Source organism: Bradyrhizobium sp. Ash2021 (assembly GCF_031202265.1).
GTDB lineage: Bacteria > Pseudomonadota > Alphaproteobacteria > Rhizobiales > Xanthobacteraceae > Bradyrhizobium.
In genome coordinates, this window is record NZ_CP100604.1 from 8,022,164 (window position 1) to 8,039,330 (window position 17,167).

Annotated in this window: 13 protein-coding genes; 5 read left to right on the top strand and 8 right to left on the bottom strand. The window is 61.6% G+C overall.

Features of this window, described 5'->3' with window-relative positions:
• Positions 1-2: 2 nt before the first annotated feature.
• From NL528_RS38650 to NL528_RS38680, 6 genes are all read right to left on the bottom strand, one after another.
• The gene (locus NL528_RS38650; protein WP_309179580.1) at positions 3-881 is read right to left on the bottom strand and encodes a dienelactone hydrolase family protein; all 879 of its coding nucleotides are present in this window, start codon (positions 879-881) and stop codon (positions 3-5) included.
• A gap of 457 nt (positions 882-1,338) precedes the next feature.
• Positions 1,339-2,589 carry an ATP-binding protein gene (locus NL528_RS38660; protein WP_309179581.1) on the bottom strand — a complete coding sequence of 417 codons (1,251 nt, stop codon included), beginning with the start codon at positions 2,587-2,589 and terminating at the stop codon, positions 1,339-1,341.
• 218 nt (positions 2,590-2,807) lie between these two features.
• Complete coding sequence (locus NL528_RS38665; protein ID WP_309179582.1) at positions 2,808-3,887, bottom strand: AraC family transcriptional regulator; 1,080 nt, start codon at positions 3,885-3,887, stop codon at positions 2,808-2,810.
• Positions 3,888-4,515: 628 nt separating this feature from the next.
• Positions 4,516-5,013: a TPM domain-containing protein gene (locus tag NL528_RS38670; RefSeq protein ID WP_309179583.1), complete on the bottom strand. Its 498-nt coding sequence runs from the start codon at positions 5,011-5,013 to the stop codon at positions 4,516-4,518.
• Positions 5,014-5,026: 13 nt separating this feature from the next.
• Positions 5,027-5,944, bottom strand: a complete 918-nt coding sequence (locus NL528_RS38675; RefSeq protein ID WP_309179584.1) for a YgcG family protein — start codon at positions 5,942-5,944, stop codon at positions 5,027-5,029.
• 36 nt (positions 5,945-5,980) lie between these two features.
• Positions 5,981-6,592, bottom strand: a complete 612-nt coding sequence (locus NL528_RS38680; protein ID WP_309179585.1) for a LemA family protein — start codon at positions 6,590-6,592, stop codon at positions 5,981-5,983.
• 159 nt (positions 6,593-6,751) lie between these two features.
• On the opposite strand from NL528_RS38680, the gene NL528_RS38685 reads away from it, so the two are divergent.
• The 3 genes from NL528_RS38685 to NL528_RS38695 are packed head-to-tail and all read left to right on the top strand — an operon-like array spanning position 6,752 to position 9,978.
• Positions 6,752-7,615: an enoyl-CoA hydratase gene (locus NL528_RS38685; RefSeq protein ID WP_309179586.1), complete on the top strand. Its 864-nt coding sequence runs from the start codon at positions 6,752-6,754 to the stop codon at positions 7,613-7,615.
• A gap of 5 nt (positions 7,616-7,620) precedes the next feature.
• A complete protein-coding gene (locus NL528_RS38690; RefSeq protein WP_309179587.1) occupies positions 7,621-8,769 on the top strand; it encodes an acyl-CoA dehydrogenase in 1,149 nt (382 codons plus the stop codon).
• A 12-nt stretch (positions 8,770-8,781) separates the two neighbouring features.
• Positions 8,782-9,978, top strand: a complete 1,197-nt coding sequence (locus NL528_RS38695; protein WP_309179588.1) for an acyl-CoA dehydrogenase family protein — start codon at positions 8,782-8,784, stop codon at positions 9,976-9,978.
• 110 nt (positions 9,979-10,088) lie between these two features.
• Here NL528_RS38695 and NL528_RS38700 read toward each other — a convergent pair whose 3' ends face one another.
• Together NL528_RS38700 and NL528_RS38705 are read right to left on the bottom strand one after the other, a co-directional pair.
• Positions 10,089-12,416 (bottom strand): xanthine dehydrogenase family protein molybdopterin-binding subunit, encoded by a 2,328-nt coding sequence (locus NL528_RS38700; RefSeq protein WP_309179589.1) that lies wholly within the window; start codon positions 12,414-12,416, stop codon positions 10,089-10,091.
• Between the two features lie 139 nt (positions 12,417-12,555).
• On the bottom strand, positions 12,556-13,431 hold the full coding sequence (locus NL528_RS38705; protein ID WP_309179590.1) for a dihydrodipicolinate synthase family protein: 876 nt from the start codon (positions 13,429-13,431) through the stop codon (positions 12,556-12,558).
• Between the two features lie 334 nt (positions 13,432-13,765).
• Between NL528_RS38705 and NL528_RS38710 the strand changes: the two genes are divergently transcribed.
• A complete protein-coding gene (locus NL528_RS38710) occupies positions 13,766-15,871 on the top strand; it encodes a hypothetical protein (RefSeq protein WP_309179591.1) in 2,106 nt (701 codons plus the stop codon).
• Positions 15,872-15,959: 88 nt separating this feature from the next.
• Positions 15,960-17,156, top strand: coding sequence for a hypothetical protein (locus NL528_RS38715; RefSeq protein ID WP_309179592.1), 1,197 nt, complete (start codon positions 15,960-15,962; stop codon positions 17,154-17,156).
• Positions 17,157-17,167: the final 11 nt, after the last annotated feature.

The following is a 17,167-nucleotide window of genomic DNA, read 5'->3' on the forward strand; positions in this document are numbered from 1 at the left end:
TCCTATCGATGGTTCTTCAGAAATTCGGATACCAGCGGAGCCCATAGTTGCACGGCATCGGCTGAGTCGATCATGAAATGACCGTCTCCCCCAAAATCCGGCAGGAGGTGATATTCGACGTTGCCGCCGGCGGCTTGAAAAGCCGCCGCCAATCGCTTCGTAAGTTCGGGCCCGAAGTAGCTGTCGTTATGAGTGTAAATCCATAACATCGGTATCCTGGCCGTTCGTCCGAACTGGGCCGCCGCCTCAACCAGATTGTCCGGGGCGCAATTGTTGTTCGGTTTACCGTTTAAGTGGCCGCCGCGCCCGGCCGCAAAGCCAACAATGGCACGCACTGATGTTGGATTCTGGCTGGCAAGTGCGATCGCGCCCCAGCCGCCTCCCGATTGACCGACGACAACGACTTCATCCCGCTTGATGAACGGCTGAACCGACATGTATTCGATCACCCACTTGTTAATCGAGGCAATAGCAAGTCCGGCATCTCGAAAGTTGGCGTCCAAACAATTGCCGACGCCTGAGAAAAAGAGCCCGAACAGGCCTCGCTCGGGGATTTCGATAGCTGTGGCGCCATATCCTGGACGCACAGGCGCGACGACGACGTACCCCTGCCTGGCGAACCAAATCGCTGCGTCGCGAAACTCGATCACGGGAAAGTAGCTTCGTTCCCTCGGATCAAGCGAAACTCCGTGGTTCATGACCAGAAGCGGAAATGGTCCTTCGCCGATCGGACGGATCATGTACGCCAACATTGGGACGGCTGAAGGAATTGCCCATATCTCTTCACGGAGCTGGAGAGCGAAGGTATTTTGGGTGGTTTCACCGGCGGCGGCAGGGGGCAGCAGCAGGATCAGAGTGATAAGTTGTATTAGGCGCTTCATAAGCCGCTCCCGCTTTACCTATTCAGCAACACGCCGACCATAATGAGCGGTGGGCAGGTCCACAATGCAAACTCGGCGGGACCTGGGTGCCAGATGGGCAACACAAGCAGGCGACGTCGGACCCGAAGTCCGCTTTGGACCGAAAACCGACCTGATTCCTGCGCCTATATAGTGGCACATGCTTCTCGACCTCTGTAACCGAGCCGAGGAGTATGGCCATGCAGGATCAAGTGAATGCGACCCCCGCGCCCAAGCGAGTGCCGTGGAACAAGGGTAAGCTGACCGGGGCAAAGCCACCGCTGCGACCTCAACACGTCTGGTCGATCCGGACGAAACTCCGGATCGAAGGCCGTACTCGCGACCTCGCCAAGTTGATGTCTGAAATACCCGGGCAGAGCGGACATGCTCTGCCCGACCTCAAACCGCCGGTTTGTGCCAAAGAGCGACATCGACTCGATCACGATCCGTCCGCTCGGGTGGCAGGGATCGTAAACTGAAAGAGAGCACCCTGCGGTTCGCACGGGATCGCCCACAGCCGTCCGCCGTGAGCTTCGATGATTGAGCGGCAGATAGACAGGCCCAAGCCCATGCCCTCGGGTTTGGTCGTGTAGAATGGCTCGAACAGACGCGACAGGCTCTCCGGGCTCAGCCCCGGCCCGGTGTCCCGCACCGCGACGCACACGCCCTCCGGCTCAATACTCACGGTGCTGACGTGTAATTCGCGCGCGCCTCCCCCAATACCACTCATGGCCTGAATGGCATTGACGATCAAGTTCAGCATCACTTGTTGCAGCTGGACCCGATCGCCCTGGACAGGCGGCAGCCCTTCTGCGAGCTGCGTCCGTACCAACACGCCATTGTTCGCTGCTTCGGTGCGGGTCAGCGCCACGACTTCGAGAATCGCGTTGTTGATGCAGAACGCATCCTTCCGAGGAGGCGCTTTTTTTATGAGCGCGCGGGTTCGCCCGATGACCTGGCTCGCACGATTACCCTCCGTTATGATACCGGCGAGCGCCTCGCTCACCTCGCCGAAATCCGGTGGCTCCGCGCTTAGCCAGCGCCGAGCGGCTAACGCGTATGTGACCGTTGCTGTGATCGGCTGGTTCACTTCATGGGTGATCGAGGCCGTCAATTGGCCGATCGTCGTGATGCGGTTCGCGTGCGCCAGCGCCATCTGCGCCTCGCGATATTGCCGCTCGCGGCGGGTGCTCTCCAAGGCAATGGTGGCTTGCGCAGCGAAATCCCCGAATAAGGAAATCTGTTTGTCGGTGAACGGCTGCACCTGTTTGCGGCCCAGAATAATCATCCCGACTATCTCATTGTCTTTGAGTAACGGCACAACCAGGCCCGTTCGAAGACCTGCGTTCACCGCCGCGATCAAAAAATCATCCCGACGATCGCCTTCAAGTGCTGTCAAGTCAGGGATGTGGGTGGGTAACCTGCTTGTGGCCAATCGACTCCGAAAGCTCCCCATTTCGAGCACCGAGAATGATGACCACAGCTGACTAACCCAAAGGGGGTCCGCTCGCACCGCCACGAGACGAAAGCCGCTTTCATCAGAGAGACGTAAGCTGCCTGCGTCTGCTCGGCAGAGACGTGTGGCGCTGTCGAGGATGACGTCGAAGATGGGCTGCAAGTCGTGCGGCGAGCTCGCAATGGCGCGCAGCACTTCCGAGATGGCCGTCTGTTGCTCGATGAGTTCGGTCACCCGATCTTGCGGCTCGGAAGCGGTCCTTTCTCCGTGGACTCTCGTTCATGCGGTGCAGTTCCTCGGCTCAGACGGTGAGCGCAGTAAAACGGCTCCAGCCGCAGTTCGCGATAGCTCCCATGGCTGTCCAAACCGAAAAGAGGGTTTAGCGACAGTTTGAGCTGAGAAAAGATTGGTTTCGGCCAAAGAGCTGGTGAAACCGGCCAATATTCAAGTGATTAGGCGGATGCCGAAGTCTCGCCGGACATCTGCCTGAACTTATGCGGCGCCACCTTGGTCCAGCGGCGGAATGCCTGCCTAAAACTGGCAACGTCGCTAAAGCCCAGTGACCCGGAAATGTGTTCGACCGTCAGGTCCGTTTCACGCAGATATCTAATTGCCATTTCCATGCGCAATTCATCGACCAAGTTGCGGAAAGATGTTTTTTCTTCGCGCAGCTTTCTTCGAAGCGTGCGGGCGCTCATGTTTAGATTGCTTGCAACGTCGCTGAAACTTAACGGTCGCAGCAAATTGGTCAGAAGAAGTTGCCGAACTTTGCCAGCCAGCCCAAGGCGAAGCTGAAGATCCTCCATCAGGCGATCGCATAGCTCGACCACCGCCAAATAAGTTATTTCGCTTCCGAGCTTCGGCGTGCAATCGAGCCAGGCCGCGTCAAACCGAAGCTGATTCTCGGATTGCCTGAACAACACCGGACATCCAAACATCTCCGAATACTTTGGCGCGTCGTCCGGCGCACCATACGTGACATGGAGCTCCCGCCCGGCAAACGAGGATCCTATGAAGTCGCGGTGAAGCGATACGGTAATGCCGAACTGCATTTCAACGAGAAACCTGTAAAGGGAGGCATCAATGCGTGGATGCGCCATCGGAGTAAATGTCCAGATCCCGCAGCCGCCCGCCTCCTTAAAGTCAATTTCGGCAAGTGGTGTCGCGAGCTGATGGTACTTCACTGCGAATTGCATAGTTCGGCGATAGTTCGTGCTGCTGAGCATGGCGAAACCATACATCCCATAGTCGGTGACGTGGAATCGCAGGCCAGCGCTATAGGCAAAATGGGGATTACGACAAAGCTTATTGGCGTTGCGGTAACATTCGATGATTTGATTGAGCGAGACGCGCGTGGCGGGCGAAGACGTTGCATTTCTGGATATACGCACGCCAGCAAGTGCGTTCTCCACCGAGATTCCCTCCACCGCCAGCGCGTCGATAACCCTCGCGAGCTTCACGACCTGATAAACTTTATCTTCTGGGCCCGTCCTGAGGCGCCTTTGCGCCAATTCGTTGAACCGCAAGCTCATGCGTCCGCCTCGCATTCGTGGCAAGCACAAATTCGTCCGCACCAGTTTTCATGCAGGATACGCTCTGTCGAAGGATCGAGCTTGTAGGCGATTGAGGTGATTTGTACGCGACTGCGCAAGCAACCGGTCCGCCAGCGACGTCCGCTTCTGGCGGCACGAAACGGACATATCGAGATGTCTGCTATTTGGTCGCTTTCGGCGGCAAAGCGGACATCAGCCGCCGAAAGCGAAAGTAAATTCAGAGCATTGCCGGCTTCGCATCGTGGCTGGATGGCGTGGTGTTCGTGAAAGTTATGAGAGCGATAACCCTGCGGGATAGTAGATATCGTGTGACGCAACTTGATCGTGCGAGGTGACGCGCTATTCGCAAAATGTCGAGAAGTTCAGCTCGCCCCTGGATCAAGAAAAAGGCCGGCGGGCGTTACGCCGCCGACCTTGTCTTGCAGCTGCCGCCTCGTGGGTCCGGTTCCGCTGCTTTGCATTCCGCTTGCTACTTCTACCTTGATCGGTAGCACCCAGCGCCGGCTGACGCCATTGCACGCGGGTATGGCCAAACGATACCGAGGTAGGCTCGCACATGGAATCGGATGGAACCGGCTATCCATTGGTTTAGGCCCGGTGTGGTGAGCTACATCACCACCGGCGCATCCGGCAGTTCGTTCGGTCCGCCGCCGCGGCCGGGAAAATGCGCCGCCAGTTGCCGCGACACCGCCTCGATCCCCTTGATTACGCCGCTTTCGAACCTGGCCGCCCGAAAATCCGTTTCCATCTCTCTGCAGATCTTCTCCCAACCGGCCGCGCCGACCTTGGCGTCGATGCCGCGATCGGCGATGATCTCGACATTACGGTCGGCGAGCAGCAGGTAGATCAGCACGCCGTTATTATGCTCGGTGTCCCAGATCCGCAATTGCGAGAAAATATCCAGCGCCCGCTCCCGCGCCGGCTGATCCCGGAACAGCGGCGCGCCGTCGAGCGCGCCTTCCACCACAAAGCGGACCTGGCCGGAATGCGTGGCTTCGCCGGCCCTGATCGCCCGCTCGATCGCATCAAGCACGCTTCGCGGAAAATAGCGCCGCAGCCACCAGTGGTGATGGAGAAGATGTTTGCCGATGCGTCCGATGCCCATGTCCCAGCTCTCTCTACCAGCTTCCAGACGCGCCGCCGCCGCCAAAGCTGCCGCCACCGCCGCCGCTGTCGCTGTCGCTCGAACTGCTGCTACTGCTGCCGCCACTGGACCAGGAGCCGCCGCCGCTATAACCGCCGCCCGACCAGCCGCCCCTGCCACGACCGCCCGGCGCAGGCGCAGTGATGGCATCGCTGAACATCACGAAGATCGACGCGATCACGCCCGAGAGTGCCGCCGCGAGCAGCGAACCGAAGAAGAACCAGGCGATCAGCGCTACCAGGCCGCCGGATACGGCCGATCCGACCAGCCGTCCCAGCACGCCGCGCATCATGCCGCCGAACAGCAGTACCGGGATGATGAGGAACGGATTGAACAGGTCGGTCGGATCGAACGACCTCGTCGAACCTTGCCGATGCGGCTGCTCCGGCGCCGGTAATTTTTCGCCGTCGATGACCCGGATAATCCGATCGACGCCCGCGGAAATGCCGCCGGCAAAATCGCCGCTGCGGAATCTCGGAGTGATGATTTCGTCGATGATACGTTTTGAGGTGATGTCGGTCAGCGCGCCTTCGAGGCCGTAGCCGACCTCGATGCGAAGCCTGTAGTCGTTCTTGGCGACCACAAGAATAGCGCCGTCGTCGATCCTCTTGCGGCCGATCTTCCAGGCCTCGGCGACCCGCAGTGAATATTGCTCGATTGTCTCGGGCGCGGTGGTCGGCACGATCAGGACCGCGATCTGGCTGCCTTTTCTCGCTTCGAAAGCCCTCAGGGTTTGCTGAAGCGAGTCAAGTTCGCCACTGGACAGTGTTCCGGTCTGGTCGACGACGCGCCCCACCAGCGGCGGCACCGCGACGTCGGCCAAAGCTGGCGACAAGCCTGGAAAAATCCAGCCCAGCAGCAGCGCAAGCAGAATGGCTCTTGCAGCGTTCATCGCGGTCAAATTCTTGCTGTTGGCTATTACGATTGGCTATTTCGACGGGGCCGCCGGCGCGGGATTGAAGTCAACTTTCGGCGCGACAGAGATTTCTTTCTCGTTCTCGACCGAAAAATTCGGCTTTTCCTTGTAGCCGAACATCATCGCGGTCAAATTGTTCGGAAAGGTGCGGATGCCGACATTATAGTCCTGCACCGATTTGATGTAGCGGTTGCGCGCCACCGTGATGCGGTTCTCGGTGCCCTCGAGCTGCGCCATCAGATCGCGAAACAAGGCATCCGATTTCAGCTGCGGATAGTTCTCGGTCACGACCAGCAATCGCGATAGCGCGCTGGAGAGTTCACCCTGGGCTGCGGTGAATTTCTGGAACGCCGCGGGATCGTTGAGCACTTCGGGCGTCGCCTGAATGCTGCCGACCTTGGCGCGGGCGTTGGTGACCCCCAGCAGCACGTCCTTTTCCTGCTGCGCAAAGCCCTTCACCGAATTGACCAGGTTCGGCACGAGGTCGGCGCGGCGCTGATACTGGTTGACCACCTCCGACCAGTTCGACTTGACCTGTTCGTCATTGGTCTGGATCGTGTTATAGCCGCAATTGGTTAAACTCAGCGTCGCCAGCGCCGCCAGCACGGTCCAAAATTTACGCATCGAAGTTCTCCCGGTGAAACCTTCCGCCAACGTATCAGAACAGTCTCGCGAGGTAATCCCGCGCGCGGCCGCGTCCAGATTCATTTTTTGCGGATGATAGTTCTTGCCTATCAGTCTCCGAACTAGTCATCATGGTTCAACTCGATCCCGGGAGGATCCATGAAAACAACAGAAAACAGGTTCGAGACCATCATCGTCGAGCGGCCGGCACCGTCCATCGCGCGGATCGTGATGAGCCGCCCCGAGGCGCGCAACGCCCAAAACCTGCAGATGACCTACGATCTCAACACCGCCTTCGACCAGGCGGTGCAGGACGATTCGGTCAAGGTCATCATCCTTGCCGGCAACGGCCCGCATTTCTCCGCCGGCCACGATCTGCGCCCCGGAGGTAAAAACGCCGCCGGCGTCGATTTTCCGCCGGTCGGAAATTGGGGCGGTTTTGCCGAGCCCAACGCCCATGGCCGCTTCGCGCGCGAGCAGGAGATTTACCTGCAGATCACGCGGCGCTGGCGCAATCTGGCAAAGCCCATGATCGCGGAAGTGCACGGCAAGTGCATCGCCGGCGGGTTGATGCTGGCATGGGCCTGCGACCTCATTGTCGCCAGCCAGGACGCGGAATTCTGCGATCCCGTGGTCACCATGGGCGTCTGCGGCGTCGAGTGGTTCGTCCACCCCTGGGAACTCGGTCCGCGCAAGGCCAAGGAGTTGCTGTTCACCGCCGACGCCTGGAGCGCCGACGAAGCGCACCGGCTCGGCATGGTCAATCACGTGGTGCCACGCGCGGAGCTTTCGTCGTTCGTGATGGCGCTGGCGCAGAAGATCGCGGCCAAACCCGCCTTTGCGCTGAAACTGACCAAGGAAGCCGTCAATCGCTCGGTTGACGTCATGGGGCAGCCGGCCGCGATCGAGCAGGCGTTCGCGCTGCATCAGCTATGTCACGCGCATAATCTGCAGGAATTCGGAATGGTGGTGGATCCCGCGGGTCTTCATCCCTCCGTCAGGAAACCGGCCGTAGCGAAGTAAATCAGATGGACCTTACCTTGAGCGACGAGCAGCGGCTGCTGCGCGAAAGTGCCGACCGCTTTGTCAGCGAGACCTATGATGCCGATCACCGGCGGCGCCAGGCCAGCGATCCGCTCGGCTTCAGTGCGGCGATCTGGAAACAGTTCGCCGATCTTGGCTGGCTGGCGCTGCCGATTCCGGAAAATTATGGCGGGCTTGGCGGCGGCGCCATCGAGACCGGAATTTTGATGGAAGCATTCGGGCGCGGCCTCGTCTCGGAGCCCTATCTCTCGACGGTGGTGATCGGCGCTGCGCTGATATCGGAATCCGGCAGCGAGGCGCAGAAGCAGGCGCTGTTACCCAAAATCGCCGACGGTTCGCTTTATCTGGCGTTCGCGCATTCGGAACGCGCGGCGCGCTTCGATCTGGCCAAGGTCGCAACCGCCGCAAGCAAGACCTCCGATGGCTGGTGTCTCGATGGCCACAAGACCGCAGTGCTAGACGGCAACGCGGCCGGCCAGATCATCGTCTCGGCGCGGGTCGCCGGCGACAACGGTACGCCCGGAAAATTGTGCTTGTTCCTGATGCCGGCAGGCACGCCCGGGCTCGCGTCGCACGATTTTCCAAGATTAGGCGGCGGCCGCGCCTGCAATCTTGATTTGTCGGATGTTCGCCTGCCCGCCGACGCGTTGCTCGGCGACGGCAGCGACGCGCTGCCTGCGATCGAAGCCGTGGTCGACCGCGCGATGGCCGCTCTTGGCGCCGAGGCGGTCGGCATCATGCAGACCCTGCTCGACACCACGCTCGAATACACGAAAATGCGAAAACAGTTCGGCCGGCCGCTGTCCGCCAATCAGGTGATCCGTCACCGCCTCGCCGACATGGCGATGCAATGCGACGAGGCCCGCTCGATGGCGTTGCGTGCCGCGCTGATGGTCGACGCCGAACCCACCGCGCGCAGCCGTGCCGCGTCGGGCGCGAAAGCAAAAATCGGCAAATGCGCGCGCTTCGTCGCCGAGCAATCGGTCCAGCTGCACGGCGCCATGGGCGTCACCGAAGAGCTCGACATCGGCTCCTATTTCAAGCGGTTGCTCGCCTTCGACACGCTGTTCGGCGGCAGCGCCCACCATTATCGCCGCCACGCCGCATTGGGCGGGCGTCCCATTCAAACCTGAGCGGAGCGCGACATGGATCTCAGTTTCAGTACCGAGGAGCGCGCCTTCGAACGGGAAGTCCGCGACTTCATCGCCGCCAACCTGACGCCGGACATCAAGCGCGCCACCGCGCTGACACCGTCGGTGTTCTCCGATCCCGACATCGGCATGGCCTGGCAGAGAGCCCTGCACAAAAAGGGCTGGGGCGCGCCGGGATGGCCGGTGGAATATGGCGGGCCCGCCTGGACGGCGGCGCAGCGCTGGATTTTTGAGGCCGAATGCGCCCGCGCCGGCACGCCGAACGTCAACGTGATGGGCGTCAAGATGGTCGGCCCCGTCATCATCGGCTTCGGCTCGCCCGAGCAAAAGAATTTCTATCTGCCGCGAATTCTCTCCGGCGAGGATTACTGGTGCCAGGGCTATTCCGAACCGGGCTCCGGCTCCGATCTCGCCTCGCTGAAAACCAGGGCCGTGCGCGACGGTAACGACTACATCATCAACGGCACAAAAATCTGGACCACGCATGCGCATCACGCCAACCGCATGTTCGCATTGGTGCGCACCAACGACACCGAGCGCCAGCAGGACGGCATCAGTTTCATCCTGATCGACATGAACAGCCCGGGCATCACGACGAGGCCGATCCTGACCATCGGCGGCGATCACGAGGTCAACCAGGTGTTCTTCGACGACGTCCGCGTCCCCGTCGCCAACCGCGTCGGCGAGGAGGGCAAGGGCTGGACCTATGGCAAATATCTGCTCGAGTTCGAACGCGGCTCCGGCATCGCCTCGGCCAAGCTGCGCGAGGCGCTGAAGACGGTTTCCGATCTCGCCGAATCCGACGCCACCGGCCGCGCCATCGACGATCCCGATATCGGGTTAAGGATATCCGAGATCGAGGTCGATATCGACACGCTGGAAATGACCGAGCTGCGCGTGCTGTCGGCGCTGCAAACCGGACAGAATCCGGGCGCGGTCTCGTCGCTGCTGAAATTGCGCGTCAGTGAAATTCGCCAGGCCGTGACCCGGCTCGGCGTCGAGGTGATCGGCAACGACGGCCTCTATGTCGAGCCGGTGCGGCCGTTCTACAAGCTCAACGAGCAGCCTGGGATACCCGAGGAGATGTTGCCGGTGGTGCCGGAATATCTCAACAGCCGGGCCTACACCATCTTCGGCGGCTCATCGGAGATCCAGCGCGATATTGTCGCGAAGATGGTGCTGGGGTTGTAGGCGCCACACGCCGTCGTTCCGGGGCGATGCGCAGCATCGAACCCGGAACCTCGAAATTGTGGCGCGAGATTCCGGGTTCGCGTCTTCGACGCGCCCCGGAATGACGGCAACTATCCTCCTGCCGCCTTCGCATCCCTGATCGCCTGCCAGATCTTGGCTGGCGTCAGCGGGGTGTTGAGCTGCTTGATGCCGAGCTCGCTGAGCGCATCCATCACGCCATTGGTGATGCAGGGCGGGCCGCCGATCGCGCCGGATTCGCCGCAGCCCTTAGCGCCGAGCGGATTGGTCTTGCAGGGTGCGGATTCATCGAGCGTCACCGCAATCGGCGGAATGTCGTCGGCGCGCGGCACGCAGTAGTCCTGATAGCTCGCGGTCAGCAGCTGCCCTTCGGAATCGTACGACACGCCTTCATACAGCGCCTGCCCGATGCCCTGGGCGACGCCGCCATGGACCTGGCCGGCCACCAGCATCGGATTGACGGCGATACCGACGTCGTCGACCGTGGTGTAGCGCACGACCTTGCTGACGCCGGTTTCGGGATCGATCTCGACTTCGCAGATATGCGTGCCGTTGGGCCAGCTCGGCCCGTCGACTTCGCCTTCACTGTCGACGCTGAGCCGCGCGCCGTCTTCATTTTTCGCGATCTCGAACAGGCTGATCCGCCTGTCGGTGCCGACCACGGTGAGAAAACCGTCGCGATATTCGATATCCTCGACCGAGGTCTCCAGCACGTTCGACGCCTTCTCGCGCGCCTTGGTGATCATGTCGCTGGTCGACACCGCGACCGCCGTGCCGCCGACGAACAGCGAGCGCGAACCGACGCTGCCGAAGCCGGTGGCAAGATCGGTGTCGCCCTGCACCACGTCGATCCTGTCCATGGCAATGCCGAGCGATTCCGAAACCATCTGGGTGTAGGTGGTCTGCAGCCCCTGCCCCATCGCCATGGTGCCGGAATGCAGGATGATCCGCCCTTCGGCGGTCGCATGCAGCGAGACCTTCTCGGTGTGCGCGCGTCCGCCGGTCCATTCGATGTAGCTGGTGAGACCGCGGCCGTAGAGCAGGCCCTTCTTCTTCGCGGCCTTCTTGCGCGCGGTAAAGCCGTTCCAGTCGGCGAGATCGGAGGCGCGCTCCAGCATATGCGTGAACGCGCCGGAATCGTACACCTGGCCGACCGCATTGGTGTAGGGCAGTTGCGCCGGCTTGATGTAGTTCACCTTGCGGATGGTGCGGGGATCCATTCCGATCTGGCGCGCGGCAGCGTCCATCAGCCGCTCGACGATGAACACCGCCTCCGGCCGGCCTGCGCCGCGATAGGCGCCGACCGGTGCGGTATTGGTCATGACCGATTTGACCTCGAAATGCACCAGCGGCAGATCGTAGACGCCGGTCTGCACGAAGGGCCCGAGCACCAGCGGAATGATATTGGCCGTGCCCGAACTGTAGGCGCCGGTGCCGCCGACCGACCGCACCCGATAGGCCAGCACGCGGCCCTTGGCGTCGAGCGCGAATTCGCCGGTCGAGGTCAGGTCGCGGCCATGCGTGCCGCCGACGAATTCGTCGGTGCGATCGCCGCGCCAGCGGATCTTCTTTCCCAGTTTTGTCGCGGCATAGGCCACGACACCGTCTTCGGGATAGAGGCTGGTCTTCTGCCCAAAGCCACCGCCGATATCGCCGACCAGCACGCGGACGCTTTCCTTCGGCCGCTTCAGGATCGACTCGGCGAGAAGGTCGCGGGTCGAACCTGGCGTCTGCGACTGCACGTGCAGGATCAGCCGGCCGGTCTTCTTGTCGATCTCGGCAATGGTCGAGCGCGGCTCCATCGCGGAGGGGATCAGCCGCTGGCTGACCAGATCGAGCGAGACGGTATGCGTGGCGTTGGCAAAGGCCGCTTCGACCTTGGCGGCGTCGCCATAGCTCATCGCGGCGACGATATTGTCTGATGCCTCCGGCCACACCACGGGCGCGCCGGGCTTGGTGGCTTGAAGCGGATCGACCACCGAGGGCAGCACCTCATAATCGATTTCGATCGCCTCGGCCGCGGTCTGCGCCAGCACGCGCGATGTCGCCACGACGGCGGCGACTGCCTCGCCGGCGAAGCGCACGATCTCATGGGCGAGCAGGCGGCGCGGAGGCACCGTCATCGGCTTGCCGTCCGGCCGCTTGAAGATCGCCAATGTCGGGAGGGTACCGATATCGTCCTTGATCAGGTCGGCGCCGGTGTAAACGACTTCCACGCCCGGCATCCCGGCCGCGGCCTTGGTATCGATCGAGACGATCCTGGCGTGGGCATGGGGCGAGCGCAGCACATACAGCCACAGCGCGCCCTCCTCCGGCTTGTCGTCGATGAACTGTCCCTTCCCGGTCAGCAGCCGCTGGTCTTCCAAACGCTTGACCGGCTGGCCCGCACCGAAACGTAGATTGCCGGGAAGAATGTTCATCAGTTTGTCCTTCGAGTCTCTTGTTGGATCGGGCGGGTTTTAGCGGAATTTTGGAGGGAAACAACCAACCACCGCCGTCATTCCGGGCTCGCGCTAACGCGCGCCCCGGAATGACGAAGCCATGCAACTCGCAAGCCAGTCACCCGACGTCCCGGAGCGCCGCCTCAACCACCTTGCGCTGATCCGCGGTCAATGCCGCCTGCGGCGGGACGGGATCGCCGACTTCGTAGCCCTGGATCGCAAGCCCGGCCTTGATGCAGGCGGCGAGATTGAAGCGGGCAAAGGCTTCGTTGATGCGCCAGAGTTTCCGCTGCAGCATCATCGCCTCGTCCCAGCGCGCACGCCGGCAGAGGTTGTAGAGCTCGACGCTCTGCCGCGGGATGATGCAGGCCGGACCCGCCATCCACCCGAGGCCGCCGATCAGCATCACCGCCGCCGGGATGTGGGCCGACGCCGAGAACACTTTAATATTGTCGCCGCACCGGTTCATGATCGACAGCAGCCGGCCGGTATTGGTGGAAGCATCCTTGATGTAGCCGATGCGCGGATGGGCGGCGAGGCGCTCGATGACGTCGAGCGTCAGATCCGAACGCTGGAATTGCGGATTGGTGTAGATCACCACGGGAATATCGACCGCATCGGCAACGCTGCGAAAATAGGATTCCACCTGCGCGTCGGCGAGCGGAAAATACGCCTCCAGGATCGCCAGGATGCCGTCGGCGCCGAGTTTTTGACAGGCCTTGGCCTGCGCCACCGCGTCCGCGATCGAGGTCGAGGCGACACCGGCCACTACCGGCACGCGGCCCTTGGCGGCTTCGATCGTGGTCTGCACCACGGCCGCGCGCTGCGCATTGTTGAGATAGGCGAACTCGCCGGTCGAGCCGAGCGGCGTCAGCCCGTGCACACCCGACTTGATGAGATCGTCGCACAGCCGGCCCAGCACCTCGGTGCGGATTTGGCCGGATGCGTCGACCGGAGAGACCAGGTAGGGAAAGACGCCGTGAAAATCAGCCATGCGAAATCAAACCTGAGACGCGCCGATATAACGGTCGGGCAGCGTTAAGAGCGTTGCGGAAAGCGCGTCATGCAAGACGGTTGCAGGACCATTTGCAACCCCTTGACGAGGATCGTCGCTCGAAAAGCCCGCGGAGCCGCCCGTCTATCGCTGGAGTAGAAGACGCATCCGTTTACTATTTGCCGGATTGCGAACTAGAATGATGCCGTTTACCGGACGGCTGCGGACCCCTGCTCCACTTGAATGTCGTCTGCGGTCACCGGCAACTGTGATCTATCTGATATTTTTTGTTGTACGCCCGTTGGATTGTGCGTGTTCCGGTTGAGGGATAACCATGGCCATATTGCTCGTTGTTCTCCGCTTTGTGGGGGTATGTCTCCTCGTTGCGTTCGGCTGGGCCATGGGGTTGCCGCGACTGCTGCTGAGAGCATGGCTGGCCCTGTTCGGCGTGTTGCTGACGATCGCACTGCTGGTCTTCCTCATCGAAGCCACGTGGGTTTCCCCGCGAAACATCGCCTACCGCTACGTCTCTCCGGAAGAGACAAGCCATCCCAACGCCTGCGACCTGCAACAGAACAATCCCCTGCTGCTGGCGACCTACAAGAACAGCGAGGACGACGCGCAACGGGCGCTCGGCAGGGACAAGACCGGTCTCGAATGCATGCTGCAGTACCATGTCGTGCCGTCTCAGCCGACACCACTCTGGTACAACAGCGACCGGCCGATCGGACCGATCGCCTATTATCTTTCCTTCGTAGAGTTCCAGGAGTCCGGCCGGCTGGTCGAAAAGGGCGTCCACGGCGCCGTCCTCGCCCATTCGCAGCTGGAGGTCCTCGAGGGACATCTGCGGAAGCAAAAGAACAACTACGTCCTGGTCTTCATCCACGGCTGGCGCCACGATGCACGCATCGGCGACGACAACGTCGCCAACGCAAGGATCTACGCCGCCCATGCGGCCAGCGCGCTGGATTACCGCTGCAAGACCACGGGCAAGGATTGCGACTACACCGTCACGGCCGTGTTCGTCGGCTGGCGCGGCGCCCGGGTGAACGAGCGCGCGATCGAAGCCTTCGCCGACCGCAATTTGGGCTTTCTGGGCCACCGCGTTGCCGGGCTGTTCAAGGCCATGGTCGGCGATTTTCCCGCTCTCCTCACCTTGTTCGACCGCAAGCCGATCAGCGAAAGGATCGCCCCTTCCGTCATTTCGTCGCTGCGGCAGATCGATCTGCTGCTGAAACAACGCAACGCCGACATGTCGAAGTCCGAGCGTCTCATCATTCTCGGGCACAGCCTCGGCGGAAACATCCTGGCGACCGGACTGAATTCCGCGATGATCGAGCAAATCAGACAGCACAAGCCCGGCGAAGTCCTGCAGCCCCCGCTCGGAAACCTTGTGGTGTTGCTCAATCCGGCGGCCGAGGCGTGGAAGTGGACGTCGATCCAGCGTGAAATGCGGCTGCGCGTGCATTTCCCTGAATACACCATGGGTACGGATCCACGCGCCCAGGCCGATACCGGATTCTATCCGCCCAACCAGCCGCCGGTCTACATATCGGTCACGTCGGCGTTCGCGTGGCCCGCGGCAGCCCTGACCCAGCTCGAGTTGAAAACGCTCAAGGGACGCGACGAGGAAACCGACGAGATGAAATCACTGGCCCATTATGACTGGGCCACGCACGACGCGTTTCCTTTGTTCAAGGGCAATTTTCAACCGCTGTCGGAAACCCTCGATCGCCTCGCGGCGTGGTTTCCGAAGGGCAAGCCGGACGCCTGCGGAAAATGGCAGCCGTTGGCCAATATCTGCGAGCGCAGCATTGTCGGCACCTTGAAATTCGCCGCGGGGGTGGTTCGCAACATTCCGTTCACGAATGCGGATTCCGACGACACCCTGACGATCGGGCACATGGACCCGATGCGCCCGCCCTACGGCAAGTTCCAGGAGCCCAATTGGCAATCGCCGCTGCCGTTCGGCACCACCGGCGAGTTGGTCGCCAACAACACCATCGGCCATCAGACCCTCTACAACAACGCCGGCTCGGCCTATTTCTCGGAATGCGCGATGGCCGATCACTGGCTATGGAAGGTGCGGCACAATCCTCTGCTGAAACCGTACGAAGGCTGGGACAGCGGCTATTCCCATATCCGTCTGGGTAGCGACCACCAAGTCCACGCCGACAGCAAGGTCGTCCCGGACCGGGAGACGCCGAACGTCACCCCTGTCCGGCCGCGACCGACCGCCAGCGGCCATCTCGAAATTCAATTCCGGCAATATCTGTTGAAAAGCGGGACCCAATCGATCGTCACGGCGAACGATCCGATGTGGAATCTGAGGGCCTATGACAACGTGGTGGCGCTTCACGACGGCTACGTGTCATATCCGCTGATCTGTGGCCTCAACCAGCTTGTGATGGACGATGTTGCATCGGAACCCAGAAATTGATGGAAGAATTGATTCAGGAATCCACCGACGTTCAATCCGCCCTTTTTCGTATTTCCTGACGCTACCGCCAATCCTCGCGGTTGCGATTTTGCTGGGATCGCCTGCGACCGGCGCGAAGGCGCAGGAACGCCCCAGTGATGCGGACCTCGCGTCCATCATCGAGCAATTGAGCGCCCACCACCGGGAAGGCTCCCGCGTCGAATTCGTCAATGTCGATCCGGCGATGTCGCCGTCCTGCCGGATGAATGCCGCAGCCATGAAGGTCTCGCGCGGCACCGACTCCAAATCGTTTCCGGTGCTGATCGACAATCGTGGCGGCCCCTCGGGCGTCCGCCAGATGTTCGCAAAGCTCGGCCGGATCTCGGTCGACGCCGACGGCGCCGGCCGCGCCTATCACGCCGAGGACCCGTTCGGCGATTGCAGCCCGTCGGCGGACCAGCCGTCGCGACGGATCTGTGCGCTCGACAATTTTTCCGATGCCGGCATGCGGCTGTTTCTGGGTGCCGCGCGGCTGAAGCGCGCCGATCCGAAGTCGCAAACCGCGGACGCGCCCACGTTCCTGCCGAACTGGCGCGAGCTGTGGCCGTTGATCCGCGATCAGAAGCTGGTCCCGCTGCCGCTGAAGTCGATCGCGGCGCCCGAGGGGCCGCGCGATTTCAACCTGATCCACTGGAAGGAACGCAATCTGACCTTTGCGTTCAACACCAAAATCGTTCCGGCCACCCATAAGGGCTATCCCTGCCGGTTCGGACAGGAGTCCGAATATTCCGGATATTTCATCTCCGCCACGACGTTCAAGAAAGCCAGCCCGACCCGCACCGACGGGTGCAAGCCGGGGCAATATCTCGATTCGGAAAAGGTCCCGTTCCTCGTCGTTCCCACGGAAAAGTTCGGCGGAATCGGACTCGGCGACATCGCCATCGGTTTCCTCAAGACGCCGGCGGGATTGCATATCGCCTACGGCATCGCCGGCGACACCGGCCCCTATGACCATTTTGGCGAAGGATCGATCGCCTTCAACAAGGCGCTGCTGGACGAGCGCAGGCGAATAGAAGACGCTGGGGATGTCGACAGTCTCGACATCGACCTCGCCGAACCCCGCCGGCAGCATCTCGAGGGCGCGTCGCTGGCCGTGCTGGTGCTCGGAGGCACCAGGAGGCTTTTAGGCGGCGACTATTCCGAAGCCAACATCCGGAAAGTCGGCGAGGTGCAACTCAAGCGCTGGAGCGCGGCCGTCCCGGGCAGCGAAGGCAGGCTCAATGCCTGCCTCGACGCCGCGCATTGAGACGAGGCGCA